This is a genomic window from Enterobacter sp. DC4 (assembly GCF_000568095.1).
Taxonomy (GTDB): domain Bacteria; phylum Pseudomonadota; class Gammaproteobacteria; order Enterobacterales; family Enterobacteriaceae; genus Enterobacter; species Enterobacter pseudoroggenkampii.
Genome location: NZ_AZUB01000004.1, coordinates 49,553 through 75,338 on the forward strand (window position 1 = coordinate 49,553; position 25,786 = coordinate 75,338).

22 protein-coding genes and 1 riboswitch are annotated in these 25,786 nt (G+C 56.9%); of the genes, 15 read left to right on the plus strand and 7 right to left on the minus strand.

The window, feature by feature from the left end:
• Nucleotides 1-4: 4 nt before the first annotated feature.
• The gene (locus P349_RS11750; protein WP_032646502.1) at nucleotides 5-679 is read right to left on the minus strand and encodes a hypothetical protein; all 675 of its coding nucleotides are present in this window, start codon (nucleotides 677-679) and stop codon (nucleotides 5-7) included.
• A gap of 51 nt (nucleotides 680-730) precedes the next feature.
• Nucleotides 731-1,315 (minus strand): common pilus major fimbrillin subunit EcpA, encoded by a 585-nt coding sequence (gene ecpA / locus P349_RS11745; protein ID WP_032646503.1) that lies wholly within the window; start codon nucleotides 1,313-1,315, stop codon nucleotides 731-733.
• A 712-nt stretch (nucleotides 1,316-2,027) separates the two neighbouring features.
• On the opposite strand from ecpA, the gene P349_RS11740 reads away from it, so the two are divergent.
• The 8 genes from P349_RS11740 to trhP all read left to right on the plus strand — a co-directional run bounded on the left by P349_RS11740 (nucleotide 2,028) and on the right by trhP (nucleotide 14,948).
• On the plus strand, nucleotides 2,028-3,230 hold the full coding sequence (locus tag P349_RS11740) for an MdtA/MuxA family multidrug efflux RND transporter periplasmic adaptor subunit (RefSeq protein WP_032646505.1): 1,203 nt from the start codon (nucleotides 2,028-2,030) through the stop codon (nucleotides 3,228-3,230).
• Nucleotides 3,230-6,352 carry an MdtB/MuxB family multidrug efflux RND transporter permease subunit gene (locus P349_RS11735; protein ID WP_032646506.1) on the plus strand — a complete coding sequence of 1,041 codons (3,123 nt, stop codon included), beginning with the start codon at nucleotides 3,230-3,232 and terminating at the stop codon, nucleotides 6,350-6,352. Before P349_RS11740 ends, P349_RS11735 begins: the two co-directional genes overlap by 1 nt.
• The gene (gene mdtC, locus P349_RS11730; protein WP_032646507.1) at nucleotides 6,353-9,430 is read left to right on the plus strand and encodes a multidrug efflux RND transporter permease subunit MdtC; all 3,078 of its coding nucleotides are present in this window, start codon (nucleotides 6,353-6,355) and stop codon (nucleotides 9,428-9,430) included.
• Entirely contained in the window at nucleotides 9,431-10,846 is a 1,416-nt protein-coding gene (locus P349_RS11725) for an MFS transporter (RefSeq protein ID WP_032646508.1), read from the plus strand.
• Complete coding sequence (baeS, locus tag P349_RS11720) at nucleotides 10,843-12,246, plus strand: two-component system sensor histidine kinase BaeS (protein WP_032646509.1); 1,404 nt, start codon at nucleotides 10,843-10,845, stop codon at nucleotides 12,244-12,246. Before P349_RS11725 ends, baeS begins: the two co-directional genes overlap by 4 nt.
• Entirely contained in the window at nucleotides 12,243-12,965 is a 723-nt protein-coding gene (gene baeR / locus P349_RS11715) for a two-component system response regulator BaeR (protein WP_032642850.1), read from the plus strand. Before baeS ends, baeR begins: the two co-directional genes overlap by 4 nt.
• 135 nt (nucleotides 12,966-13,100) lie before the next feature.
• Nucleotides 13,101-13,433, plus strand: a complete 333-nt coding sequence (locus P349_RS11710; RefSeq protein ID WP_032646510.1) for a YegP family protein — start codon at nucleotides 13,101-13,103, stop codon at nucleotides 13,431-13,433.
• A 153-nt stretch (nucleotides 13,434-13,586) separates the two neighbouring features.
• Entirely contained in the window at nucleotides 13,587-14,948 is a 1,362-nt protein-coding gene (gene trhP, locus P349_RS11705; protein WP_008500866.1) for a prephenate-dependent tRNA uridine(34) hydroxylase TrhP, read from the plus strand.
• A gap of 161 nt (nucleotides 14,949-15,109) precedes the next feature.
• On the opposite strand, the gene P349_RS11700 is transcribed toward trhP, so the two are convergent.
• Nucleotides 15,110-15,610, minus strand: coding sequence for a DUF523 domain-containing protein (locus P349_RS11700; protein WP_032646511.1), 501 nt, complete (start codon nucleotides 15,608-15,610; stop codon nucleotides 15,110-15,112).
• Between the two features lie 141 nt (nucleotides 15,611-15,751).
• Between P349_RS11700 and yegS the strand changes: the two genes are divergently transcribed.
• Entirely contained in the window at nucleotides 15,752-16,651 is a 900-nt protein-coding gene (gene yegS / locus P349_RS11695) for a lipid kinase YegS (RefSeq protein ID WP_032646512.1), read from the plus strand.
• Between the two features lie 68 nt (nucleotides 16,652-16,719).
• Here yegS and fbaB read toward each other — a convergent pair whose 3' ends face one another.
• Nucleotides 16,720-17,772, minus strand: a complete 1,053-nt coding sequence (fbaB, locus tag P349_RS11690; RefSeq protein WP_023312424.1) for a class I fructose-bisphosphate aldolase — start codon at nucleotides 17,770-17,772, stop codon at nucleotides 16,720-16,722.
• Between the two features lie 250 nt (nucleotides 17,773-18,022).
• On the opposite strand from fbaB, the gene P349_RS11685 reads away from it, so the two are divergent.
• Genes P349_RS11685 through P349_RS11675 form a run of 3 tightly spaced genes read left to right on the plus strand, consistent with a single transcriptional unit; the run spans nucleotide 18,023 to nucleotide 21,251 of the window.
• Complete coding sequence (locus tag P349_RS11685) at nucleotides 18,023-19,300, plus strand: nucleoside permease (protein ID WP_024908126.1); 1,278 nt, start codon at nucleotides 18,023-18,025, stop codon at nucleotides 19,298-19,300.
• Nucleotides 19,297-20,301: an ADP-ribosylglycohydrolase family protein gene (locus P349_RS11680; RefSeq protein ID WP_032646513.1), complete on the plus strand. Its 1,005-nt coding sequence runs from the start codon at nucleotides 19,297-19,299 to the stop codon at nucleotides 20,299-20,301. Before P349_RS11685 ends, P349_RS11680 begins: the two co-directional genes overlap by 4 nt.
• Nucleotides 20,298-21,251 (plus strand): PfkB family carbohydrate kinase, encoded by a 954-nt coding sequence (locus P349_RS11675; RefSeq protein ID WP_032646518.1) that lies wholly within the window; start codon nucleotides 20,298-20,300, stop codon nucleotides 21,249-21,251. The genes P349_RS11680 and P349_RS11675 overlap by 4 nt, the downstream gene beginning before the upstream one ends.
• Here the strand turns inward: P349_RS11675 and P349_RS11670 are convergent.
• Genes P349_RS11670 through thiM form a run of 3 tightly spaced genes read right to left on the minus strand, consistent with a single transcriptional unit; the run spans nucleotide 21,225 to nucleotide 23,581 of the window.
• A complete protein-coding gene (locus tag P349_RS11670; protein WP_032646519.1) occupies nucleotides 21,225-21,971 on the minus strand; it encodes a GntR family transcriptional regulator in 747 nt (248 codons plus the stop codon). The two genes, P349_RS11675 and P349_RS11670, sit on opposite strands and share 27 nt — an antisense overlap.
• Before the next feature lie 42 nt (nucleotides 21,972-22,013).
• Complete coding sequence (thiD, locus tag P349_RS11665) at nucleotides 22,014-22,814, minus strand: bifunctional hydroxymethylpyrimidine kinase/phosphomethylpyrimidine kinase (RefSeq protein ID WP_032646521.1); 801 nt, start codon at nucleotides 22,812-22,814, stop codon at nucleotides 22,014-22,016.
• Complete coding sequence (thiM, locus tag P349_RS11660; RefSeq protein ID WP_032646522.1) at nucleotides 22,811-23,581, minus strand: hydroxyethylthiazole kinase; 771 nt, start codon at nucleotides 23,579-23,581, stop codon at nucleotides 22,811-22,813. Before thiM ends, thiD begins: the two co-directional genes overlap by 4 nt.
• Before the next feature lie 35 nt (nucleotides 23,582-23,616).
• A riboswitch (TPP riboswitch) is annotated at nucleotides 23,617-23,713 on the minus strand.
• Between the two features lie 418 nt (nucleotides 23,714-24,131).
• On the opposite strand from thiM, the gene P349_RS25445 reads away from it, so the two are divergent.
• From P349_RS25445 to P349_RS11655, 3 genes are read left to right on the plus strand one after another with little or no spacing between them, the layout of a single operon-like run.
• Complete coding sequence (locus P349_RS25445; RefSeq protein ID WP_071995304.1) at nucleotides 24,132-24,581, plus strand: STM2901 family protein; 450 nt, start codon at nucleotides 24,132-24,134, stop codon at nucleotides 24,579-24,581.
• Entirely contained in the window at nucleotides 24,575-24,901 is a 327-nt protein-coding gene (locus P349_RS0124415; protein WP_032646524.1) for a DUF1493 family protein, read from the plus strand. Before P349_RS25445 ends, P349_RS0124415 begins: the two co-directional genes overlap by 7 nt.
• An 18-nt stretch (nucleotides 24,902-24,919) precedes the next feature.
• Nucleotides 24,920-25,405, plus strand: coding sequence for an Hcp family type VI secretion system effector (locus P349_RS11655; RefSeq protein ID WP_032646525.1), 486 nt, complete (start codon nucleotides 24,920-24,922; stop codon nucleotides 25,403-25,405).
• Nucleotides 25,406-25,786: the final 381 nt, after the last annotated feature.

Below are 25,786 nucleotides of genomic sequence, written 5' to 3' on the forward strand. Positions count from 1 at the left end.
GTTTTTACTTCACTGTAATAAATTGCTTGCCGTGCCATATGCCAATACGAGTACGGCTATTCGACACATCGCTTTTTTGCAGCCTTATTTTTGTGCCCGGCATGACGTAATAACGCTCGCGGCAGCCCCTGCCCTGATCCTGCGCCTTGTCCTTGCAGGCGCCGTAGGCGATCACGCGAAATGAGACATTCCCGGTATTGGTAATCAGGTCGCCCTGACGGCTGTAGTCGAAGCGCTCCTTGCGCGGGGCAACAACCAGAATGGTGCCAATCTCCGCCGAGGCCGTGGCCGTCGCGGCTTTACCGGCTTTGGTGGTTGCGCTTTCACTGATCGGCTCGTCTATCCACTGCAGGCGGTAATAACGCTCTTTATCATCCTCCGGACCTTTATAGAAAAAACGGAACACATCTTTCGCTTCGCCAGGAAGAATAAGGCTGGCGGGTGTCGATAATAATTCACCGGGATTAGCGTTCAGCTCGACGCCGCCGGGCAGCGGAGAGGAGAGTTGTTTTACCGTCACACTCACGTAGCGTGCGGAATCCGTTGTGTTGATAATTTCTTTCGATAATGAACGCTCTTCGGAAATCATTATCGATGTAATATCACCCACATTAATTGCCCAGCTGGAAAAGGATGTAGTAATCCCTACCAACATGGCTATTGGCACATATTTAGTCATTACTTATTTCCTGAGAAAATTCGGGAGAGTCACTCTCCCGAATTTTATTCATTACGCTGGAGTGGTCCAGGTCGCGTTGAACTGTACTTTCACATCGCCAGTCCAGTAGCCGTCAGGCAGCGCTGAGTAATTTGTTACCGGAGTCGTACCGTCAGAGGTAGCAGAGGCAATGGAGAACTTGAAGCTGGACTGATCGCTCACGCGCTCAGCACCGTTATAAGCACCATCCGCCATCAGGCTTTCGAGGCCAGAGGTTGAAGAGGAGTTAACCAGTACGGTTTCAGATGCGCTGGAAAGCGCATTGCCGTTCCATGCCACACCCACGTCCAGCGTTGACGCATCGCCGCTTGCGTTGGTCAGAGTATTGCTGATGACCTGTGCAGTCAGCTCGAAGTCTGTCGCACTTTCTTGTCCCTGAATGGTTACGTCAAAAGCGCCGTCCTGAGTGTTAAACCCGTTCAGGCCTTCCGCATACTGGAAAGTCAGAGAGTTCAGCGGAGTAACAACCAGCATGCTGGTTGTATCTTTTGTAGCCGTTGCATCCCATGACGCTGTAGCAGATGCAGTCACATCAGCCATTGCATTTGCTGCTGCGAATACAGAAACCAGAGAGGCCACCAATAATAACTTTTTCATTTTTTTCTCCTGAGAACAAACGCGCAACCAGGCACTCTTTATAAGAACCAGGATGCTCCATTTAATTGCGAGCGAGATTTGCTGCGCCAAAAAAGTATTATTCGAAATAACCTTCCCCACAACACTATAAAATACGAAAAAACTTAACATCTCTAGGAATTTTCTTAGCTGCTATAGGTTAGCAACACTCAATGACAACATTAAAATCTTATCAATAATTAATTAATGGTTTTTAATTCTGATTTTAACGCAAATTAAGGATTTTAAATCCATTTTGATTTTTTGATACAAATCAAAATAGAAAAAGAATGCGAAAAAGCTAAAAAACATTATGAATCAATTAATTATTCAACTCGATTTAAAATAAAAGCATTTGTTAAATTTTTGCTAAAAATATGCATCAATTTAGTAAGCACGGGAAAAACCCCATACTATATTAATAATGACAGGAATATTCCTAAGTTCTCTAATTAATAACAAATGCTGCGCGGCGTGTTATATTTTCCATCGAGGTGGAGTGATTTCGGAATATTCCATGAATAAAGAAATATTCCTGGATTAAACAGAATCCGAGAAGCGCCACGCAACGAAGCCGCACCGGCACCATTCAGACCATTCCTGACAGTCTTCCATATTTCCTCCATTTTTCCGCTGTGTTGCCTGACTAAACTAGTATCATTCCCCGAAGTCTTCAGGATGAGAACGTATAACGATGAAAGGCAGTAACAAATCCCGCTGGGCAATCGCCGCTGGCATCATTGTGGTGGTCCTTGGCGCCGCCTGGTACTGGCACAGTCAATCCGCGAATTCCGCCGCACCCGCTGGTGCCACCAGCCAGGCACAGCGCCCGGCAGGCGGAGGGCGCCACGGCATGCGCGGCGGCGCGCTGGCGCCGGTCCAGGCGGCGACGGCGGTGAATAAAGCCGTTCCTCGCTATCTCACAGGTCTCGGGACCATTACCGCCGCCAACACCGCCACGGTGCGCAGCCGCGTCGACGGCCAGCTGATGGCTATTCACTTCCAGGAAGGACAGCAGGTTAAAGCGGGCGATCTGCTGGCCGAAATCGACCCGAGCCAGTTTAAGGTCGCCCTCGCCCAGGCGCAGGGGCAGCTCGCGAAAGACAACGCGACCCTCGCCAACGCCCGTCGCGATCTGGCGCGCTACCAGCAGCTGGTGAAAACCAACCTCGTGTCTCGTCAGGAGCTGGATACCCAGCAGTCGCTGGTCAGCGAAACGCAGGGTACTATCAAAGCCGACGAAGCCGCGGTGGCCAGCGCCCAGCTGCAGCTGGACTGGAGCCGCATCACCGCGCCGATTGACGGACGCGTGGGCCTGAAACAGGTCGATATCGGCAACCAAATCTCCAGCGGCGACACCACGGGCATCGTGGTGATCACCCAGACCCACCCGATCGATTTAGTCTTTACCCTGCCGGAAAGCGAAATTGCGACGGTAGTGCAGGCGCAAAAAGCCGGTAAAGGCCTGGTGGTGGAAGCCTGGGACCGCACCAACAAGCAGAAGCTGAGCGAAGGCTCTCTGCTCAGTCTGGATAACCAGATCGACACCACCACCGGCACCATCAAGCTGAAAGCGCGCTTTAATAACCAGGACGATGCCCTCTTCCCGAACCAGTTCGTCAATGCGCGCATGCTGGTCGCGACTGAAGAAAACGCGGTGGTGATCCCCACCGCTGCGCTGCAGATGGGTAACGAAGGCAACTTCGTCTGGGTGCTTAACAGCGACAATAAGGTCAGCAAACACCTGGTGAAAACAGGGATTCAGGACAGCCAGACGGTGGTCATCAGCGCAGGCCTTTCCGCAGGCGACCGCGTGGTCACCGACGGCATCGACCGTCTGACCGAAGGGGCCAAAGTGGAAGTGGTTGAACCTGCGAAACAGGGAGTGAAATCCTGATGCAGGTTATGCCCCCAGGCTCTACAGGTGGGCCGTCACGCCTGTTTATCCTCCGTCCAGTCGCCACCACGCTGCTGATGGTGGCGATCCTGCTCGCCGGGATTATTGGCTATCGCTTCCTGCCCGTGTCGGCGCTGCCGGAAGTGGATTACCCCACCATTCAGGTGGTAACGCTCTATCCCGGCGCCAGCCCGGACGTGGTGACGTCCGCCATTACCGCCCCGCTGGAGCGCCAGTTCGGCCAGATGTCGGGGCTAAAACAGATGTCCTCCCAGAGTTCAGGCGGGGCGTCCGTCGTGACGCTGCAGTTCCAGCTGACGCTGTCGCTGGACGTCGCCGAGCAGGAGGTACAGGCCGCTATCAACGCCGCCACCAACCTGCTGCCGTCGGACCTGCCTAACCCGCCGGTCTACAGCAAGGTGAACCCGGCGGATCCGCCGATCATGACGCTTGCCGTCACCTCCTCCGCCATGCCGATGACCCAGGTCGAAGACATGGTCGAAACGCGCGTGGCGCAGAAAATTTCACAGGTTTCCGGCGTTGGCCTCGTCACCCTCGCGGGCGGCCAGCGCCCGGCAGTGCGCGTCAAGCTTAACGCGCAGGCCATCGCCGCGCTGGGACTCACCAGCGAAACCATCCGCAGCGCCATCAGCAATGCCAACGTCAACTCGGCGAAGGGCTCGCTGGACGGCCCAACCCGCGCGGTGACGCTTTCGGCGAACGACCAGATGCAGTCCGCCGATGAATACCGTCAGCTGATTATCGCCTACCAGAACGGCGCCCCGGTTCGTCTGGGCGACATCGCCACTGTAGAACAAGGTGCCGAAAACAGCTGGCTCGGCGCCTGGGCCAACAAACAGCAGGCGATCGTGATGAACGTGCAGCGCCAGCCGGGCGCAAACATTATCGAAACCGCCGACAGCATCCGCACCATGCTGCCGCAGCTGATCGAAAGCCTGCCGAAATCGGTCAGCGTGAAGGTGCTTTCCGACCGCACCACCAACATTCGTGCGTCGGTCACCGACACCCAGTTTGAGCTGATGCTGGCGATTGCGCTGGTGGTGATGATCATTTATCTGTTCCTGCGCAACGTTCCGGCAACCATTATTCCCGCCGTCGCCGTGCCGCTCTCGCTGGTCGGCACCTTTGCGGTGATGGTGTTCCTCGATTTTTCGATCAACAACCTGACGCTGATGGCGCTCACCATCGCCACCGGGTTCGTCGTGGATGACGCTATCGTGGTCATCGAGAACATCTCGCGCTATATCGAGAAAGGCGAAAAACCGCTGGCCGCCGCGCTGAAAGGCGCGGGCGAAATCGGCTTTACCATTATCTCGCTGACCTTCTCGCTGATTGCGGTGCTGATCCCACTGCTGTTTATGGGCGATATCGTCGGGCGGCTGTTCCGCGAATTTGCCGTGACGCTGGCGGTCGCCATTCTGATCTCCGCCGTGGTGTCGCTGACCCTGACGCCGATGATGTGCGCCCGCATGCTAAGCCACGAGTCGCTGCGCAAGCAAAACCGCTTCTCGCGCGCCTCCGAACGCATGTTTGAGCGGATTATTGCCGCCTACGGTCGCGTGCTGGCGAAAGTCCTCAACCACCCGTGGGCGACGCTCGGCGTGGCGCTCGGCACGCTGGCGCTCAGCGTGATGCTGTGGATTTTTATCCCGAAAGGCTTCTTCCCGATCCAGGACAACGGCATTATTCAGGGCACGCTTCAGGCCCCGCAGTCGGTCTCCTTCGCCAATATGGCGCAGCGCCAGCAGCAGGTGTCTGAGATTGTTATGAAAGATCCGGCGGTCGAGAGCCTGACCTCCTACGTGGGCGTCGACGGTACTAACCCGTCGCTCAACAGTGCGCGTCTGCAGATCAACCTTAAGCCGCTGGATGAGCGCGACGATCGCGTCAACGCCGTCATTGAGCGGCTGCAAAGCGCCGTGGCCCACGTGCCGGGCGTTGAGCTGTACCTGCAGCCGATTCAGGATTTGACCATCGATACCCAGGTCAGCCGCACGCAGTACCAGTTCACGCTGCAGGCCACCACGCTGGATGCCCTCAGCACCTGGGTACCGCAGCTGGTGAACAAGCTTAACACCCTGCCACAGCTCTCCGACGTCAGCAGCGACTGGCAGGACAAAGGGCTGGCGGCGTACGTGAACGTCAACCGCGATACCGCGAGCCGTCTGGGTATTACCATGGCGGATGTTGATAACGCCCTGTACAACGCCTTCGGTCAGCGCCTGATCTCCACCATCTACACCCAGGCCAACCAGTACCGCGTGGTGCTGGAGCACAACACGGAGAACACGCCCGGCCTGGCGGGGCTGGACTCGGTGCGCCTGACCAGCAAAGACGGCGGCATTGTGCCGCTGAGCGCTATCGCCACGGTGGAAGAGCGCTATACCCCGCTGTCGATCAACCATCTGGATCAGTTCCCGTCCACCACCATCTCCTTCAACGTGCCGGACAATTACTCTCTCGGTGAAGCGGTGGAGGCCATTCAGGCGGCTGAAAAAGAGCTCAGCTTCCCGTCCGACATTCAGACCCAGTTCCAGGGCAGCACCCTGGCGTTCCAGGCTGCGCTGGGCAACACCATCTGGCTGATCGTGGCGGCGGTCGTGGCGATGTACATCGTGCTCGGCGTGCTGTACGAAAGCTTTATCCACCCGATCACCATCCTCTCTACCCTGCCGACGGCGGGCGTGGGGGCACTGCTGGCATTAATGCTGGCGGGCAGCGAGCTGGACGTGATTGCCATCATCGGCATCATCCTGCTTATCGGGATCGTGAAGAAAAACGCCATCATGATGATCGACTTTGCCCTGGCCGCCGAGCGCGAGCAGGGCATGTCGCCGCGTGATGCGATTTTCCAGGCCTGCCTGCTGCGTTTTCGCCCTATCCTGATGACCACGCTGGCCGCCCTGCTGGGCGCACTGCCGCTGATGCTCAGCACCGGCGTCGGCGCGGAGCTGCGCCGTCCGCTGGGTATCGGCATGGTCGGCGGTCTGCTGGTGAGCCAGGTGCTGACGCTCTTTACTACGCCGGTGATCTACCTGCTGTTTGACCGCCTGGCGCTGTGGACCAAAAGCCGCTTCCCGAAACGTGAAGAGGAGGCATAAGTGAAGTTTTTCGCCCTCTTCATTTATCGCCCGGTGGCGACGATTCTCATCTCGCTCGCCATTACCCTCTGTGGCGTGCTGGGCTTCCGGCTGCTGCCGGTGGCGCCCCTGCCGCAGGTGGATTTCCCGGTGATCATGGTCAGCGCCTCGCTGCCGGGTGCCTCGCCGGAAACCATGGCCTCGTCCGTTGCCACGCCGCTGGAGCGCTCGCTCGGGCGGATTGCGGGGATCAACGAGATGACCTCCAGCAGCTCGCTGGGCAGCACGCGCATTATTCTGGAGTTCAGCTTCGACCGGGATATTAACGGTGCGGCGCGCGACGTGCAGGCGGCCATCAACGCCGCACAAAGCCTGCTGCCGAGCGGGATGCCGAGCCGCCCAACCTACCGCAAGGCCAACCCGTCCGACGCGCCGATCATGATCCTGACGCTGACCTCAGATACGTACTCGCAGGGGCAGCTGTATGACTTTGCGTCTACCCAGTTGGCGCAGACAATCTCACAAATTAACGGCGTCGGTGACGTGAGCGTCGGCGGGAGCTCCCTGCCCGCCGTGCGCGTAGGGTTAAACCCGCAGGCGTTATTCAACCAGGGCGTGTCGCTGGATGACGTGCGCTCCGCCATCAGCAACGCCAACGTGCGTAAACCGCAGGGGGCGATTGAGGACAACAGCCACCGCTGGCAGATCCACACTAACGACGAGCTGAAAACCGCCGCGGAATACCAGCCGCTCATCATCCACTATAACAACGGCGCCGCGGTGCGCTTAAGCGACGTGGCCAGAGTCACCGACTCGGTGCAGGACGTGCGCAACGCCGGGATGACCAACGCCAAACCGGCCATTCTGCTGATGATCCGCAAGCTGCCGGAAGCGAATATTATTGAGACGGTGAACAGCATTCGCGCCCGTCTTCCGGACCTGCAGCAGACCATCCCGGCAGCAATCGATCTGCAAATTGCCCAGGATCGCTCCCCGACCATTCGCGCCTCGCTGGAAGAGGTGGAGCAAACGCTGGTGATCTCCGTCGCGCTGGTGATCCTGGTGGTCTTCCTGTTCCTGCGATCCGGCCGCGCGACGCTGATCCCGGCGGTGGCCGTGCCGGTATCGCTGATCGGTACCTTTGCCGCCATGTACCTGTGCGGCTTTAGCCTTAACAACCTGTCGCTGATGGCCCTGACGATTGCGACGGGCTTCGTAGTGGATGACGCCATCGTGGTGCTGGAGAACATTTCCCGCCATCTGGAAGCGGGCGTGAAGCCGCTGCAGGCTGCCCTGCAGGGCACGCGCGAGGTGGGCTTTACGGTGCTCTCCATGAGCCTGTCGCTGGTGGCGGTATTCCTGCCGCTGCTGCTGATGGGCGGTCTGCCGGGCCGGCTGCTGCGCGAGTTTGCTGTCACCCTCTCCGTCGCCATCGGCATTTCGCTGGTTATCTCCTTAACGCTGACGCCAATGATGTGCGGCTGGATGCTCAAGCGCAGCAAACCGCACTCGCAGCCGCGCCGCAAAGGCTTTGGCCGTTTTCTGATGGCGATGCAGGAGGGCTATGGCAAATCGCTGAAGTGGGTGCTGAACCATACCCGACTGGTTGGCCTGGTGCTGATCGGCACCATCGTGCTCAACGTCTGGATGTATATCACCATCCCGAAAACCTTCTTCCCGGAGCAGGACACCGGCGTGCTGATGGGCGGGATTCAGGCGGACCAGAGCATTTCGTTCCAGGCCATGCGCGGCAAGCTGCAGGACTTTATGAAGATCATTCGTGAAGACAAAGCCGTGAATAACGTGACCGGCTTTACCGGCGGGTCACGCGTTAACAGCGGGATGATGTTTATTACCCTGAAACCGCGCGGCGAGCGCAACGAAACCGCCCAGCAGGTGATTGACCGCCTGCGGGTGAAGCTCGCCAAAGAGCCGGGGGCAAACCTGTTTTTGATGGCCGTTCAGGATATCCGCGTCGGCGGGCGACAGGCGAACGCCAGCTATCAGTATACGTTGCTCTCGGACGATTTAGCCGCCCTGCGCGAGTGGGAGCCGAAGATCCGCAAGGCGCTGGCCGCCCTGCCGGAGCTGGCGGACGTCAACTCCGATCAGCAGGACAACGGCGCCGAGATGGCCCTGACCTACGACCGTGAAACCATGTCGCGGCTGGGCATCAACGTTGAAGCCGCCAACAGCCTGCTGAACAACGCCTTCGGCCAGCGCGAGATCTCCACCATCTACCAGCCGATGAACCAGTACAAGGTGGTGATGGAAGTTGACCCTCGCTATACCCAGGACATCAGCGCCCTGGACAAGATGTTTGTGATTAACAACGACGGCAAGGCGATTCCGCTCTCCTATTTCGCCAGCTGGCAGCCTGCCAACGCGCCGCTGTCGGTGAACCATCAGGGGCTGTCGGCGGCGTCGACCATCTCGTTTAACCTGCCAGTTGGTTCGTCGCTTTCTGAAGCCAGCGACGCGATCAACCGCGCGATGACCCAGCTTGGCGTGCCATCCACCGTGCGCGGCAGCTTTGCCGGGACCGCGCAGGTGTTCCAGGAGACGATGAACTCGCAGGTGATTTTGATTCTGGCCGCCATCGCAACGGTCTATATTGTGCTGGGCGTGCTGTATGAGAGCTACGTGCACCCGCTGACCATCCTCTCGACGCTGCCGTCGGCGGGCGTGGGGGCACTGCTGGCGCTGGAGCTGTTCGGCGCGCCGTTCAGCCTTATCGCGCTCATCGGGATCATGCTATTAATCGGCATCGTGAAGAAAAACGCCATCATGATGGTGGACTTCGCGCTGGATGCCCAGCGCAACGGCAACCTCTCGCCGGAAGAGGCCATCTTCCAGGCCTGCCTGCTGCGCTTCCGTCCGATTATGATGACCACTCTGGCGGCGCTGTTTGGCGCGCTGCCGCTAGTGATCTCGGGCGGCGACGGCTCGGAGCTGCGCCAGCCGCTGGGGATCACCATTGTCGGCGGCCTGGTGATGAGCCAGCTGCTGACGCTGTACACCACGCCGGTGGTCTATCTGTTCTTCGACCGCCTGCGACTGCGCTTTTCGCGTAAAAACAGAACCACAGTGACTGAGTAGATGACAGATCTCCCCGCTAACGTTCGCTGGCAGTTATGGATAGTCGCCTTCGGCTTCTTTATGCAGTCGCTGGATACAACCATCGTCAACACCGCCCTCCCCTCCATGGCGAAAAGCCTGGGGGAGAGCCCGCTGCATATGCACATGGTGATTGTCTCCTACGTGCTGACGGTTGCCGTGATGCTGCCCGCCAGCGGCTGGCTGGCCGATAAGGTCGGCGTGCGGAATATCTTCTTTACCGCCATCGTGCTGTTTACCACCGGCTCGCTGTTTTGCGCGCAGGCCAATACCCTCGGCCAGCTGGTGATGGCGCGCGTGCTGCAGGGCATCGGCGGGGCGATGATGGTCCCCGTCGGGCGGTTAACGGTGATGAAGATTGTGCCGCGTGAGCAGTACATGGCCGCGATGACCTTTGTCACCCTGCCCGGTCAGGTGGGGCCGCTGCTGGGCCCGGCGCTCGGCGGCATTCTGGTAGAGTACGCCTCCTGGCACTGGATCTTCTTAATCAATCTTCCTGTTGGCATCATCGGCGCCATCGCCACCCTGACGCTGATGCCGAACTACAAAATGCAGACGCGGCGCTTTGATTTCTTTGGCTTTATCCTGCTGGCGGCGGGCATGGCCACGCTTACCCTGGCGCTGGACGGGCAAAAAGGTCTGGGCATTTCGCCCCTGACGCTCGGGCTCCTGATCGCGCTCGGCGTTACCGCTATACTCTGGTACCTGTGGCATGCCAGAGGTAACGATAAAGCGCTGTTCAGCCTGAACTTGTTTAAAAACCCTACCTATCGCCTTGGCCTGTTCGGCAGCTTCGCCGGGCGCGTCGGCAGCGGCATGCTGCCGTTTATGACGCCCGTTTTCCTGCAAATCGGGATGGGATTTTCGCCGTTCCACGCGGGCCTGATGATGATCCCGATGGTGCTCGGCAGCATGGGAATGAAGCGCATCGTGGTACAGGTGGTGAACCGCTTTGGCTACCGTCACGTGCTGGTGGCCGCCACGCTGGGGCTGGCGCTGGTCAGCCTGCTGTTTATGACCGTGGCGCTAATGGGCTGGTACTACGTCCTGCCGCTGGTGCTGTTCTGCCAGGGGATCGTCAACTCCATGCGCTTCTCGTCGATGAATACCCTGACGCTGAAGGATCTGCCGGACGATCTGGCGAGCAGCGGCAACAGCCTGCTGTCGATGATCATGCAGCTCTCCATGAGCGTGGGCGTGACTATCGCGGGGTTACTGCTCGGCATGTACGGCCAGCACCATCTCAGCATCGACACGCCGGTGGCGCATCAGGTCTTTTTGTATACCTACCTCAGCATAGCGGTCATCATCGCCCTGCCCGCTTTCATCTTCGCCCGCGTGCCGGATGATACCAGCAAGAACGTCGTCATCAGGGGCGGCAAAAGGAGTGGTTCATGAAATTCTGGCGTCCGGGCATTACCGGCAAGCTCTTTGTGGCGATATTTGCCACCTGTATCGTCCTGCTGATCACCATGCACTGGGCGGTGCGGATCAGCTTCGAGCGCGGCTTTATTGATTACATTAAGCACGGCAATGAGCAGCGTTTGCAGGGACTGAGCGATGCGCTGAGTGAACAGTACGCCCAGCACGGCAACTGGCGTTTTCTGCGCAACAATGATCGCTTTATTTTCCAGATCCTGCGCTCGCTGGAGCACGATACCGGCGACGATCGTCCGGGCCCGGGCATGCCGCCGCACGGCTGGCGCACCCAGTTCTGGGTAATCGACCAGGATATGCGCCCCCTGGTTGGGCCGCGCGCGCCGATACCGCCGGACGGAACCCGGCGGGCGATCAAAGTGAATAACGCCACCGTTGGCTGGGTGATCGCCTCCCCGGTGGAGCGCCTGACGCGCAACACCGACATCAACTTTGACCGCCAGCAGCGTCGCACAAGCTGGCTGATTGTCGCTCTCTCCACGCTGCTCGCCGCGCTCGCCACCTTCCCGCTGGCGCGCGGTCTGCTCGCCCCGGTGAAACGCCTGGTGGAAGGCACGCACAAGCTCGCCGCCGGGGATTTCACCACCCGAGTCGATACCCGCAGCCAGGACGAACTGGGCAAGCTGGCGCAGGACTTTAACCAGCTCGCCAGCACGCTGGAGAAGAACCAGCAGATGCGCCGCGACTTTATGGCCGATATTTCCCACGAGCTGCGCACGCCGCTGGCGGTGCTGCGCGGCGAGCTGGAGGCCATTCAGGACGGTGTGCGCCAGTTTACGCCCGAATCGGTGGCCTCTCTGCAGGCAGAGGTGGGCACGCTCACCAAGCTGGTGGATGACCTCCACCAGCTCTCCATGTCCGACGAAGGCGCGCTGGCCTACCAGAAAGCGCCGGTGGATGTGATTAATATTCTGGAAGTGATCAGCGGCGCCTTCCGCGAGCGGTTTGCCAGCCGAGATCTGAAAATTGACCTCTCCCTGCCGGACAGCGCGGTGGTGTTTGGCGACAAGGACCGGCTGATGCAGCTGTTCAACAATCTGCTGGAAAACAGCCTTCGCTACACCGACAGCGGCGGCGGGCTGCATATCTCCGGCAGGCAGGAAAACGGGCGTTTTGCCCTTACCTTCGCCGATTCCGCCCCGGGCGTGCAGGACGCGCAGCTGGAAAAACTGTTTGAACGTTTCTACCGTACCGAAGGTTCCCGCAACCGCGCCAGCGGCGGTTCCGGCCTGGGGCTGGCGATTTGCGTTAACATCGTCGAGGCGCATAATGGCACGATCCGCGCCGCCCATTCGCCTTTTGGCGGGGTTAGCATTACAGTAGAGTTACCTCTGGAACGGGATTTATCGAGAGAAGTATGACCGAGTTACCGATTGACGAAAACACGCCGCGCATTTTGATCGTGGAAGACGAACCCAAGCTGGGACAGCTGCTGATCGACTATTTACGCGCGGCCAGCTATGCCCCGTCGCTGATCAGCCACGGCGACCAGGTGCTGCCGTACGTGCGCCAGACCCCGCCGGATCTGATCCTGCTGGATTTAATGCTGCCGGGCGTTGACGGACTGACCCTGTGCCGGGAAATTCGCCGCTTCTCCGACGTGCCGATCGTCATGGTCACCGCCAAAATTGAAGAGATTGACCGCCTGCTGGGGCTCGAAATCGGCGCGGACGACTACATCTGCAAACCCTACAGCCCGCGCGAGGTGGTCGCCCGCGTAAAAACCATTCTGCGCCGCTGCAGGCCGCAGCGCGAGCTTCAGGTGCTGGACGCCGAAAGCCCGCTGATTGTCGACGAAAGCCGCTTCCAGGCGAGCTGGCGCAGCAAGCTGCTGGACCTGACGCCTGCGGAGTTCCGCCTGCTGAAAACCCTCTCCCACGAGCCGGGCAAAGTCTTCTCCCGCGAACAGCTGCTGAACCACCTGTATGACGATTATCGCGTGGTGACCGACCGCACCATCGACAGCCATATCAAAAACCTGCGCCGCAAGCTGGAGGCGCTGGACGCCGAGCAGTCTTTTATCCGCGCGGTGTATGGCGTGGGGTATCGCTGGGAAGCGGATGCGTGCAGGATTGCGTGACCTTTCGACGAAGAAACCCGCCCTAAGGCGGGTTTTTCTGTTCTGGAATCAATTCAGGAATCAACCATACTCTTTTTACCGGTTCGCTTACTGATAACTGGTGCCTCTCATTTTACTTTCGATCAAGGAGTTCCTATGTCTGGTTGGTTCGAATTAAGTAAAAGCAGTGATGGTCAGTACAGGTTTGTGCTGAAAGCGGGTAACGGAGAGATCATTCTTACCAGCGAGCTTTACACCAGTAAAAGTGCCGCCGAAAACGGCATTGCCTCCGTACGCACAAACAGCCCCCTGGACGAGCGCTACGAGAAGAAAACGGCTTCTAACGGTAAGTTCCATTTCAATCTCAAGGCGGGCAATCATCAGGTCATTGGCAGCAGCCAGCTTTATGCGACGGAACAGTCGCGTGATAAGGGTATCGCCTCGGTCAAAACTAACGGGTCTACCCAGACGGTAAAAGACAACACCTGACAGCACGACGCGCGCCGGGAGAGCGGTGAGGCGACCCGGCGCTTTACCTCCCCGCCCCGCAGCGCTACAATGCCCGCCCTTAAAGTGGGGGATCTCCCCTTACCGCTGCACCAGGTGCCGCGGATCTGACCTGTCATCAGAACGAGAACAAACATGTTTAAACCGGAACTCCTTTCCCCGGCGGGAACGCTGCAAAATATGCGTTACGCTTTCGCCTATGGCGCCGATGCTGTCTACGCGGGCCAGCCGCGCTACTCGCTGCGCGTACGTAACAACGAATTCAACCACGAGAACCTGCAGCTCGGCATCAACGAAGCGCATGCCCTGGGCAAGAAATTCTACGTGGTGGTCAACATCGCGCCGCACAACGCCAAGCTGAAAACGTTCATCCGTGACCTGAAGCCGGTGGTGGATATGGGGCCGGACGCGCTGATCATGTCGGACCCGGGTTTAATCATGCTGGTTCGGGAGAACTTCCCGGAGATGGATATTCACCTCTCCGTACAGGCTAACGCCGTCAACTGGGCGACGGTGAAGTTCTGGAAGCAGATGGGGCTGACCCGCGTCATTCTGTCTCGCGAATTGTCCCTTGAAGAGATCGAAGAGATCCGCACCCAGGTGCCGGATATGGAAATCGAAATCTTCGTCCACGGTGCGCTGTGCATGGCCTACTCTGGCCGCTGCCTGCTTTCTGGCTACATCAACAAGCGCGACCCGAACCAGGGCACATGCACCAACGCCTGCCGCTGGGAATATAACGTCCAGGAAGGCAAAGAGGATGACATCGGCAACATCGTCCACAAGCATGAACCGATCCCGGTGACCAACGTTGAGCCGACGCTGGGCATCGGCGCGCCAACCGACAGCGTGTTTATGATTGAAGAAGCCAAACGTCCGGGCGAGTACATGACCGCCTTTGAAGACGAGCACGGCACCTACATCATGAACTCGAAAGATCTGCGCGCCATCGCCCACGTCGAGCGTCTGACCCAGATGGGCGTGCACTCCCTGAAGATTGAAGGCCGCACCAAATCCTATTACTACTGCGCGCGTACCGCGCAGGTATACCGCAAAGCCATCGACGATGCGGCCGCCGGTAAACCGTTCGATACCAGCCTGCTGGAAACTCTGGAAGGCCTGGCGCATCGCGGCTATACCGAAGGCTTCCTGCGCCGTCATACCCACGACGACTACCAGAACTACGAGCACGGCTACTCCGTTTCCGAGCGCCAGCAGTTTGTCGGTGACTTCACCGGCGAGCGCAAAGGCGCGCTGGCGGCCGTCGCGGTGAAAAACAAGTTCACCAAAGGCGACAGCCTGGAGCTGATGACCCCGCAGGGCAACATGAACTTCACGCTGGAACATCTGGAAAACGGCAAAGGCGAAGCGATTGAGGTGGCACCGGGCGACGGGCATACCGTCTGGCTGCCGGTTCCTGAAGAGGTGGAGCTGAAATTCGCCCTGCTGATGCGTAACTTCAACGGTGAAAGCACCCGAAACCCACACGGCAAATAGTCAATCAGGGAAATTTTTTCGCGCTGGGATAATTCTTAGAATCGGATCACATACCGCTTCGTTCAATACGGGTATTATCCCCCCGCTGAAAAACATAACCCATAAATGCTAGCTGTACCAGGAACCACCTCCTTAGCCTGCGTAATCTCCCTTACGCGGGCTTATTTTTTGCCTTCTCTCTCCTCAATCCAGGCAATGAGTTCGTCGATTTGCTTCTCTGAGAACACGGCGATCCCATGCTCTGCGAGCAACGATGCCGCAACCCCCCTCCCCGCTTTATGTATGCCGCGAAACGATCCGTCATAAATAAACTCACTGCCGCACGTTGGGCTGCCATCGGTTAACAATGCAGCGCTACACCCCGACTCCTGAGCAGCGCGTAGCGCAAGCCAGGCTGCAAGCTGATACTGCTCAGTCACGTCCTGCCCGGTATTTTCAATAATTCTGGCTTGCCCGCGCATTACGTCTTTGCCATCAGCAGACATAATCTCTGCCGGAGGACGAGGTACAGGCAGCCCGGCAGCCAATTCAGGGCAGTGGATAACCAGACGTTGTTCCTGCTGCCAGCGAGCGAGTCGCTCGTTCATTCTCGCTTTTTCACTTCCGTTATAACGAACCCTGAAGCCCATCAGGCACGCGCTTACCAAAATTTTATTCATCATCACTTTCCTGTGATTACGTTAATATCATCGCTGGAGTGTAACGCGCTTTCATGCCTATTTTTTCCCTTTCATCCTGTTCTTACCCGCTTTTTTCCTCTCTGCTATACACTCTTACTAACGCTAAAAAAGGGAGCAGCGCGGATGGCAACCTATCAAGACAGTTTATTGATTCTCAATGGCAAAAGTGCGGGCAACGATCTGCTGCGTCAGGCAATTCAGGGTTTGCGTGACGACGGCGCGCGCATCCACGTAAGGGTAACATGGGAAAAAGGCGACGCGGCACGCTATATCAATGAAGCCCTCGGGCTTGGCGTCAATACCATCATTTCCGGCGGCGGCGATGGCACCATCAATGAGATCGCGTCAGCGCTGATCGACCTGCCCCCGGCAAACCGCCCGGTGATGGGTATTTTACCGCTCGGTACCGCCAATGATTTTGCCACCAGCGCTGGGATCCCCGAGGAGTTAGAGAAGGCGCTTCAGCTGGCGATCCTCGGCAAGGCCACCGCTGTGGATATTGCGCAGGTGAATGATAAAACCTGCTTTATCAATATGGCGACCGGCGGGTTTGGCACGCGCATCACCAGCGAAACGCCGGAAAAGCTGAAGGCGGCGCTGGGCGGCGTGTCGTATCTCATCCACGGCCTGATGCGCATGGACACCCTCAAGCCTGACCGCTGCGAAATTCGCGGCGAGGATTTTCAGTGGCAGGGTGACGCGCTGGTGATTGGCATTGGCAATGGTCGCCAGGCAGGCGGCGGGCAGCAGCTCTGCCCGGAGGCGCTGATCAATGACGGTCAGCTACAGCTGCGGATTTTTACGGGTGACGGCCTGCTGCCCGCGCTGTTTACCACGCTGACGCAGCCGGAAGAGAGTCCGAATATCATTGACGGTAAATCCGCATGGTTTGAGGTGAATGCGCCGCACGGGATGACGTTTAACCTCGATGGAGAGCCGCTGAGCGGAACACAGTTCCGCATTGAGGTGTTGCCCGGCGCGCTGCAGTGTCGGCTGCCGCCGGACTGTGTGCTTTTGCGCTGATGTTTCACACGGTGCGCGGTGATGCCCTCACCCCAACCCTCTCCCACAGGGAGAGGGAGATGGAGGCGTCAGGCAATCGTGACTTTACTGTCCAGATAGACGTCCTGAACCGCATTGATCAGCTTCACGCCGTCGGCCATCGATTTCTTAAACGCCTTACGGCCAAGGATCAGCCCCATGCCGCCCGCGCGTTTGTTGATAACCGCCGTACGCACCGCGTCTGACAGGTCGGTATCACCGCCCGCCGCCCCGCCGGAGTTAATCAGCCCCGCACGGCCCATGTAGCAGTTCGCCAGCTGGTAGCGTACCAGATCGATCGGGTTATCGCTGGTCAGCTTGCTGTATACGCGGTCATCGGTATAGCCAAAGTTCACCGCTTTATAGCCGCCGTTATTCTCGGCCATTTTCTGCTTCACAATATCCGCGCCGATGGTCGCCGCCAGGTGGTTCGCCTGCCCGGTCAGGTCGGCCGACACGTGGTAATCCACGCCGTCTTTCTTGAACGCGTTATTGCGCAGATACGCCCACAGTACGGTGACCATGCCCAGCTCGTGCGCGCGTTCAAAGGCCGCGGAGATCTCTTCAATCTGACGACGAGACTGCTCAGAACCGAAATAGATGGTCGCCCCTACCGCCACCGCTCCCATATTGAACGCCTGCTCGACGCTGGCGTAGAGGGTCTGGTCATATTCGGTAGGGTAGCTCAGAGTTTCGTTGTGGTTCAGCTTCACAAGGAACGGAATGCGGTGGGCATAGCGACGCGAAACCGAAGCCAGCACGCCGTAGGTGGAGGCTACACAGTTACAGCCCGCTTCAATCGCCAGCTCAACAATGTTCTTCGGATCGAAGTAGAGCGGATTCGCCGCGAAAGAGGCGCCCGCCGAGTGCTCAACGCCCTGGTCTACCGGCAGAATAGAGAGATACCCGGTGCCGCCGAGCCGCCCGGTGTTGTAGAGCGTCTGCATATTTCGCAGGACCGCAGGCGGACGGTTGTTATCGATCATCACGCGATCAACGTAGTCATGACCAGGCAGATACAGCTGGTCGGCTGGAATGGTCATACAACGATGCTGTAAAAGGCTGTCGGCGTCTTTGCCAAGCAACTGCGCAATATCAGTCATGTGATACTCCCGTAAGTCCGACGTCGTGTCGGTGTGTGTTTATCCAGTCCCATCTTTTATGGGCAGACTAAGCCTGGTACCGACTTAACAGATTTTCCACCCTTTGCATTTTTTTTCAGCACAATCTGCTGGCTCGATTCGTGTACAACAAAACTGTTACATTGATCAAACAATCGCCGCAAAGGTATTTAAAAGGTATTATTAAATGGTATGTTAAAGGCGTACCCTCTCTGACATGCAGGATTAAAAAATGAAAACGAAAGTCCAACTGTCATTCATGATGTTTGTTGAATGGTTTATCTGGGGCGCGTGGTTTGTGCCGCTGTGGCTGTGGCTGAGCAAAAGCGGTTTTACCGCCGGGGAAATTGGCTGGTCTTACGCCTGTACCGCCATTGCCGCTATCCTCTCACCGATTCTGGTCGGCTCGCTGACGGACCGCTTCTTCGCCGCACAGAAAGTGCTGGCGGTACTGATGTTCGCTGGAGCCATTCTGATGTACTTCGCCGCACAGCAAACCCAGTTCAGCACCTTCTTCCCGCTGCTGCTGGTTTACTCCCTGACCTATATGCCGACCATCGCGCTGACCAACAGCATTGCCTTCGCCAACGTGGATGACGTCGAGGCCGATTTCCCGCGTATCCGCGTGATGGGCACCATCGGCTGGATCGCCTCCGGGCTGGCGTGCGGATTCCTGCCGCAGATGCTGGGCTACAGCGATATTTCCGATACCAATATTCCGCTGCTGATGACCGCAGCCAGCTCAGCCCTGCTCGGCGTGTTTGCCCTGTTCCTGCCGAACACCCCGCCGAAGAGCACCGGCAAGCTGGACTTCAAAGTGATGCTGGGGCTGGACGCGCTGATCCTGCTGCGCGACAAAAACTTCCTGGTGTTCTTCTTCTGCTCGTTCCTGTTCGCCATGCCGCTGGCCTTCTACTACATCTTCGCCAACGGCTATCTCACCGAAGTGGGGATGAAAAACGCCACCGGCTGGATGACGCTCGGCCAGTTCTCTGAAATCTTCTTTATGCTGGCGCTGCCGTTCTTTACCAAACGCTTTGGTATTAAGAAGGTCTTACTGCTGGGTCTAATTACCGCCGCCATCCGCTACGGATTCTTCGTTTACGGCGGTGCGGAACAGTACTTTACCTACGCCCTGCTGTTCCTTGGCATTCTGCTGCACGGCGTGAGCTACGACTTCTACTACGTTACCGCGTACATCTACGTGGATAAAAAAGCGCCGGTGCACATGCGTACCGCCGCACAGGGCCTGATTACGCTGTGCTGCCAGGGCTTTGGTAGTCTGCTGGGTTACCGCCTGGGCGGCGTGATGATGGAAAAAATGTTCGCATACAAAGAGCCGGTGAATGGGCTGACCTTCAACTGGGCCGGAATGTGGGCGTTTGGTGCAATCATGATTGCCGTGATTGCCGTGCTGTTTATGCTGTTTTTCCGCGAATCGGATAAAGAGATCACCGCAATTGAGGTGGTTGATGGCGATGCCGCGCTGACACAAGGGGAAGTTAAATGAAACAAGAACGTGTTCTCGGGGCCCTTTACGGGCAGGCGTTAGGGGATGCGATGGGCATGCCGTCGGAGCTGTGGCCGAGAAAGCGCGTCAAGGCCCACTTTGGCTGGATCGACCGCTTTTTACCCGGCCCGGCAGAGAATAATGCGGCCTGCTATTTCAAACAGGCAGAGTTCACCGACGATACCTCAATGGCGCTGTGCCTGGCGGACGCGATCGTCGAGTGCGACGGGGAGATTAACCCGGACGTTATCGGCAAGCATATCCTGAAATGGGCGCTCGACTTCGACGCGTTCAATAAGAACGTGCTCGGCCCGACCTCCAAAATCGCGCTTAACGCGATTCGCGACGGGAAACCGGTTAGCGAACTGGAAAACAACGGCGTGACCAACGGGGCGGCGATGCGCGCCTCCCCGCTGGGCTGCCTGCTTCCGGCCACGCGTCTGGAACACTTTGTTGAGCAGGTGGCGCAGGCCTCCAGCCCGACCCATAAATCCGATCTCGCCATTGCCGGCGCGGTGGTGATTGCCTGGGCTATTTCGCGCGCCGTCGACGGCGAAAGCTGGCAGAACATCGTCGATGCCCTGCCAGGTATAGCCCGCTATGCGCAGGAGGCGAAAACCACCACCTTCAGCGCTTCGCTGGCGGCGCGTATTGAGCTGGCGCTTAAGACCGTGCGGGAAGCCAACGGGATTGATTCCGCCAGCGAGCAGGTTTATCAGCTGATTGGCGCGGGAACCAGCACCATTGAGTCCGTTCCAGCGGCCATTGCGATGGTCGAACTGGCAGGAACCGACCCGAACCGCTGCGCCATTTTATGCGCCAATCTGGGCGGCGATACCGACACCATTGGCGCGATGGCGACGGCCATCTGCGGTGCGCTCCACGGCGTGCAGGCGATTGACCCGGCGCTCAAAGCCGAACTCGACGCCGCCAACCGGCTCGATTTCGGCCACTATTGCGAGAAACTGCTGCACTTCAGGGAGCAAAGGGAGGGCGTATGAATGCATTTGCCCAACGTCTCGACAATCTGCACGCCACGCGCCCGGTGACGGTGCTGGGCGCAGCGGTGATTGACGTCATCGCCGACGCCTACGCCCTGCCCTGGCGCGGGTGCGATATCGAGCTCAAACAGCAGGGGGTGAATATCGGCGGCTGCGCGCTGAACATTGCCATCGCCCTGAAACGGCTCGGCATTACGGCGCAAAACGCCCTGCCCGTCGGCCACGGCGTGTGGGCGGACATCATTCGCAACGCCATGGCGAAGCAGGATCTGCACAGCGCCATCGAGGCCGAAACCGGCGATAACGGCTGGTGCCTCGCGCTGGTGGAGCCAGACGGCGAGCGCACCTTTATGTCCTTTAGCGGCGTGGAGAACCAGTGGCAGCAGCGCTGGCTTGATGTGCTTAATATCCCGTCGAACAGCCTGGTCTATTTGTCCGGCTATCAGCTGGCATCGCCCAGCGGCGAGCTGCTGACACGCTGGCTGGAGAGGTTGCCGGACGTGACGGCCTTTATCGATTTCGGTCCCCGCATCGCGGATATTCCCGACGCGCTGATGGCGCGAATTATGGCCTGCAGGCCGATTGTGTCGCTTAATCGTCAGGAAGCGGAGATCGCAGCCGAGCGACTGGGTGTTGCGGCTGAAGATCTGGGTGCGGAGTGGCCGCTGCGTTTCGGCGGCGCGCTGATTGTGCGGCATGATAAAGACGGCGCCACGTGGTATGACGGTAAGACCTCGGGCGTTGTTCCGGCGTTCCCGGCGACGGTTGTGGACACCATTGGCGCTGGCGACAGCCACGCGGGCGGCACGCTTGCCGGGCTGGCGGCGGGATGGTCACTGGCAGATGCCGTTCTGCTGGGGAATGCCGTGGCGTCCTGGGTAGTCAGCCACCGAGGCGGAGACTGCGCCCCGACTCGCGACGAATTACTCCTCGCACACAAAGACGTATAGATCGCTGCGACAGTAGCTGATGCTGTACTCAATCGGCCGGTGCTGCTGGTCAAGCGCGACCTGCTTGATCACCAGCACCGGTATTTTTTCGTCCATCTTAATGTGCGCCTGAAACTCGCTGTCCGGCATGCGGGCGCTCACCCTTGAGCGGGTGCGCTGCGGGAAGATATTCTGGCTGCGGAAGTAGTCGTAGAGCGAAATGCCAATCGCATCCGGGTCGGGAATTAACCCGACCGGGACCCAGGACTCTTCAATGGACACCGCATCGTCATCCACATAGCGAATGCGCTTGAGCAAAAAGACCTCGCTGTCCGGGGAGATCGACAGGTGGTTCGCCACCTCTTCCGGGCACTTCACCACCCGCTTGTTGACCCATAGCGTATTGGGCTTTTGACCGCGAAGCACCACCTGCTGGGAAAAGCCGCGCGCCTCTTTCAGCGAATATTCAAAGATGTTGTTGATTTGCGTACCATAGCCACGGGAGCGCGTTACTACGCCCTCTTCCTCCAGCGCCTGCATCGCCTTTCGCACGGTGATGCGCGACACGCCGGTTAACTGGCTCAGATCGCGCTCGCCGGGCAAAATATTCCCGTGCTCCAGCACCCCGCTGCGCACCGCATTTTTTACCGTTTCGGCAAATTTCAGGTACAGCGGCGTGTTGTCAGGCGCGGCGATCCGTTCATTCAGTTGAGCGATTAACCGGGTATGCGCTTGTTCCATCTCTGTTTTCTCAGGCGTGGTGTTTCCTGCCAGTATACTGGCTTACCACCATGCATGAAAATGATGAACCGGCCCAATACCGTGACCGACTTCCAGAGTATCGGCTTTTGCCAGCGCCGCCGAGAGCCAGGCTTTCGCTTCGCGCACCGTATCGGCCCAGCCGTCATGCCGTGGACGCAGCGCCGCCAGCGCGGCCGAAAGCGTACAGCCCGTGCCGTGGGTATTTTTGGTCTGCACGCGCGGCGCGGTAAAGCGCACTTCGCCCTCGCGGGTGAAGAGCCAGTCCGGGCTTTCCGCGTCATCCAGATGCCCGCCCTTCATCAGTACCGCCCCGCAGCCCATTGCCAGCAGCGCGTTCCCCTGCGCTTTCATCTCGCGTTCCGTTTGCGCGTGCGATGTGCCCAACAGCGCGGCGGCTTCCGGCAGATTGGGCGTGATGAGCGCCACCTGCGGCAGCAGCTTTTTACGCAGGGTTTCCACGGCAGAGGCGGAAAGCAGCGGGTCACCGCTTTTCGCCAGCATGACGGTATCCAGCACCACGTTTTGCACCGCATAACGCTTAAGCCGCTCGGCCACCGCTTCAACAATGTCCGTCTCGGCCAGCATGCCGATTTTAGTGGTATCAATGCGCACGTCGCTGAACACGGAATCCAGCTGTGCGGCAACAAAATCCGGCTCAATACGGTAGACCGACTGCACACCACGCGTGTTTTGCGCCACCAGCGCGGTAATGACCGAGCAGCCGTACGCACCAAGGGCAGAGAAGGTTTTCAGGTCAGCCTGGATGCCCGCGCCGCCGCTGGGATCGGTGCCGGCAATGGTCAGGGCATTAATCCGCTTCATGCTTGCTCCTCCAGCGTGTAGAGCGCGTCGAGGAACGCGCTGGCAAAACTGCCCGGGCCACGCGACTGCGCAACAGCCACCGTTCCAGCCCGCTTCATCCATCCGCAGGCAGCAGCGATATTATCCAGCCGGTCGCCCGGCAGCGAGCAGCTCGCCGCGACGACGGCGGAGAGCGCGCACCCGGTGCCCACCACGCGCGTCATAAGCGGGTCACCGCCGGTTACCGTTCGGGTGCGTTGTCCGTCAGTGATGTAATCCACCTCACCGGTGACGACCACAACGGCATTGGTCTGGCGGGCCAGCGCCTGAGCAGCGGGCACCGCGCTGGCGGCGGTATCGGTCGTATCGACGCCGCGCCCGCCTGCGCTCATTCCGGCAAGAGCAAGGATTTCTGAGGCATTACCGCGAATGGCCGCCGGTTTCAGGGCAAGAATTTGATGGCAAAAACGGGTACGGAACGCGAGCGCGCCAACGGCAACCGGGTCCAGCGTCCAGGGTTTGCCTGCCGCCACCGTACTTTCAATGGCACGACGCATCGACTGCGCGCGCGGCGCGGTTAGCGTGCCAACGTTAACCAGCAGCGCATCGGCTATCGCGGCAAACTGCTCGGCCTCTTCGGCCTCGATCACCATCGCCGGTGATGCGCCAAGCGCCAGCAAAACGTTGGCCGTAAAGGTCTGTACGACATCGTTGGTCATACAATGGGTCAGTGGAGAACGGGTTCGGAAGTGGTGTAAAACGTGTAAATCGAGCAGGTCAGGCTGCATGGGTTCGCTCCTGCCTTGCGTGAAGAAGCGATGACCGGGAAGGCATCTGACTTCCCTACGCTGGCATTATCCAGATCAGGTAATACGGGTATTTCTCAGCCTTCACAAAGAAGGGCACCCCGAGTCATTTGGTAAGCATTAGCTTACTTTTTGCCAGATTAGGGGAAGTTGCTTGCTCAAGCAAGCCCACTCTTTCGGATAATGATTCTTCACGCAAGGCAGGAGCGAAAGACTTCGAATACTCAGAAAGAAAAACGACACCCAATTACTCTCTGTCTTTTTAATTAAACGACTAAAAGATCCTTCACAGAAAAGAAAATAATTAACATTTTAATAGATGGTATTGAGCAGTAGCTAATGAATTCCCTTCTCTTTCCCTTATATAATTCACTGGTATCCGACTGTCTCAATGTATAGCCTGCACACATAAACTTTATCATTTAGCCAACAGAACTTTGATTTTAAGTGCTTTTTCATAAAAACAGCTTCCCCTTTGTACTTGCACGCAGTACGATTAATCAACATGTTACCTGAAACTAAAGGGTTACTGATGGATACAGTTGAAGAATTAAATGGAACATATTTCTATCGTGGCGTATGCAATATCACTGCAGGAGAGTTATTTTTTTGGATTTTACTGGATAGAGTTAATGTTCAATTTGGCGGAATTAAAGATGTTATTTCAATGAGCTGTATTATTCTGGGTCTGCCATTATTAAAAACAAGAGGTAAACCTTACGGAACCACAGCGGGTACGTCAATAGCATCAAAATACCTTCGCCAACTTCTTAACACTGAATTACCTATAAGACTTCCAACTCTTACAGAAGCGAGCATAACAACACTTAAGCCTAAATATGTTACTAACCTGGGCGCTTTTGTGGGGCGTGGATTACCTGTTGTTGGTTGGGCTATAGTAGCGAGCGATATTAGTAAAATCGTTTATAAAACCGTTCGTGACTACAACACAATCGCACACGAGAAAGATCGCATATGGTAACAGATCAGGAAGTTTTAGAGCTATTCCGTAAAGAGTTACCTGTGTCAGGTACATTCACAGGAAAGCTGATACCGTTAGAGCTTGATGATATTCTTCAAGATTATGCAGACGATGATGATTTAATTTATTGCATTAATAAATACGACAGATTTTTTAATGTTGACATGTCAGCAATGAATTATCAGAAATATTATCCGTGGTTTAGAACGTGGTTCTTTAGAAGATGGTTTACTGATAAACCAGTAAAGCAAATCTCAAAACCTCTTACTGTAAGGATGTTTGCAGAATCGGCTAAAGCAGGAAGATGGTTATACGACTAACAGCAAGGAGCGTTAAAAATGGCTGTACCAGTACATTTGATTTTAAAAGATGATGGTGGATCTCAGATCATGGGATCTTGTGACGTTCATGGACGTGATGGAAGCATAGAACTACGTAGCTTACAGCATAGCGTGATCATTCCTACAGACAATTTAACAGGTAAAGTGACAGGAAGCCGACAACATTGCTCATTCAATTTCACTAAAGAGATTGATAGTTCATCACCCTATCTGTTTAAAGCAGTTGCAACGGGGCAAACTCTTAAAAGCGCTGAGTTTAATTTCTATCGTATCAACTACAGCGGGCAAGAGGAAATTTACGACACCATTACACTAGAAAATGTGAAAGTAGTTAGCTTTAGCCCTGTGATGCATGATACCCGAACGGCTACGGGTACAGGCCATATGGAAGATGTGTCTTTAGCTTATGAAAAGATCACTCACCTTTATAAAGATGGCAATATCTTGCATTCCGATGCCTGGAATGAAAAGAGACAAGCTTAGCATAACCCACTCTAAATATGGGGCTATCATGCCCCCTCTTCTAAACTCTCCATTTCGTATAACAACCTTCTTACTTAGATATAGCAATTCAAGCTAGATACAACTTCGTATAAGTTTTCAACACATTTATTTTTAGTGAGTAACTACAGAGAAAATCTTTAGTTGAATACCAACTTTCATTCAAAACACAAAAAGGATTCAAAAGCAAAGAATGTAGAAAAATCTATAAATTTGAATTAACTGTTTTACACATTTAGCATGATTTTATAGTTAAATGCTTAAGCATACCTTATGCATTGAAATTTTCTCATGTTCTGAGATCCAGAACGTCATAAATCTTATCCAATTGTATTTATTAAGATAATACCTTTCATATTACAG

Bases quoted from the DNA above. Each gene is read 5' to 3' on its own strand.
- P349_RS11750 (WP_032646502.1), bottom strand. From the start codon at position 679: ATGACTAAATATGTGCCAATAGCCATGTTGGTAGGGATTACTACATCC.
- ecpA (WP_032646503.1), bottom strand. From the start codon at position 1,315: ATGAAAAAGTTATTATTGGTGGCCTCTCTGGTTTCTGTATTCGCAGCA.
- P349_RS11740 (WP_032646505.1), top strand. From the start codon at position 2,028: ATGAAAGGCAGTAACAAATCCCGCTGGGCAATCGCCGCTGGCATCATT.
- P349_RS11735 (WP_032646506.1), top strand. From the start codon at position 3,230: ATGCAGGTTATGCCCCCAGGCTCTACAGGTGGGCCGTCACGCCTGTTT.
- P349_RS11725 (WP_032646508.1), top strand. From the start codon at position 9,431: ATGACAGATCTCCCCGCTAACGTTCGCTGGCAGTTATGGATAGTCGCC.
- baeS (WP_032646509.1), top strand. From the start codon at position 10,843: ATGAAATTCTGGCGTCCGGGCATTACCGGCAAGCTCTTTGTGGCGATA.
- baeR (WP_032642850.1), top strand. From the start codon at position 12,243: ATGACCGAGTTACCGATTGACGAAAACACGCCGCGCATTTTGATCGTG.
- P349_RS11710 (WP_032646510.1), top strand. From the start codon at position 13,101: ATGTCTGGTTGGTTCGAATTAAGTAAAAGCAGTGATGGTCAGTACAGG.
- trhP (WP_008500866.1), top strand. From the start codon at position 13,587: ATGTTTAAACCGGAACTCCTTTCCCCGGCGGGAACGCTGCAAAATATG.
- P349_RS11700 (WP_032646511.1), bottom strand. From the start codon at position 15,610: ATGATGAATAAAATTTTGGTAAGCGCGTGCCTGATGGGCTTCAGGGTT.
- yegS (WP_032646512.1), top strand. From the start codon at position 15,752: ATGGCAACCTATCAAGACAGTTTATTGATTCTCAATGGCAAAAGTGCG.
- fbaB (WP_023312424.1), bottom strand. From the start codon at position 17,772: ATGACTGATATTGCGCAGTTGCTTGGCAAAGACGCCGACAGCCTTTTA.
- P349_RS11685 (WP_024908126.1), top strand. From the start codon at position 18,023: ATGAAAACGAAAGTCCAACTGTCATTCATGATGTTTGTTGAATGGTTT.
- P349_RS11680 (WP_032646513.1), top strand. From the start codon at position 19,297: ATGAAACAAGAACGTGTTCTCGGGGCCCTTTACGGGCAGGCGTTAGGG.
- P349_RS11675 (WP_032646518.1), top strand. From the start codon at position 20,298: ATGAATGCATTTGCCCAACGTCTCGACAATCTGCACGCCACGCGCCCG.
- P349_RS11670 (WP_032646519.1), bottom strand. From the start codon at position 21,971: ATGGAACAAGCGCATACCCGGTTAATCGCTCAACTGAATGAACGGATC.
- thiD (WP_032646521.1), bottom strand. From the start codon at position 22,814: ATGAAGCGGATTAATGCCCTGACCATTGCCGGCACCGATCCCAGCGGC.
- thiM (WP_032646522.1), bottom strand. From the start codon at position 23,581: ATGCAGCCTGACCTGCTCGATTTACACGTTTTACACCACTTCCGAACC.
- P349_RS25445 (WP_071995304.1), top strand. From the start codon at position 24,132: ATGGATACAGTTGAAGAATTAAATGGAACATATTTCTATCGTGGCGTA.
- P349_RS0124415 (WP_032646524.1), top strand. From the start codon at position 24,575: ATGGTAACAGATCAGGAAGTTTTAGAGCTATTCCGTAAAGAGTTACCT.
- P349_RS11655 (WP_032646525.1), top strand. From the start codon at position 24,920: ATGGCTGTACCAGTACATTTGATTTTAAAAGATGATGGTGGATCTCAG.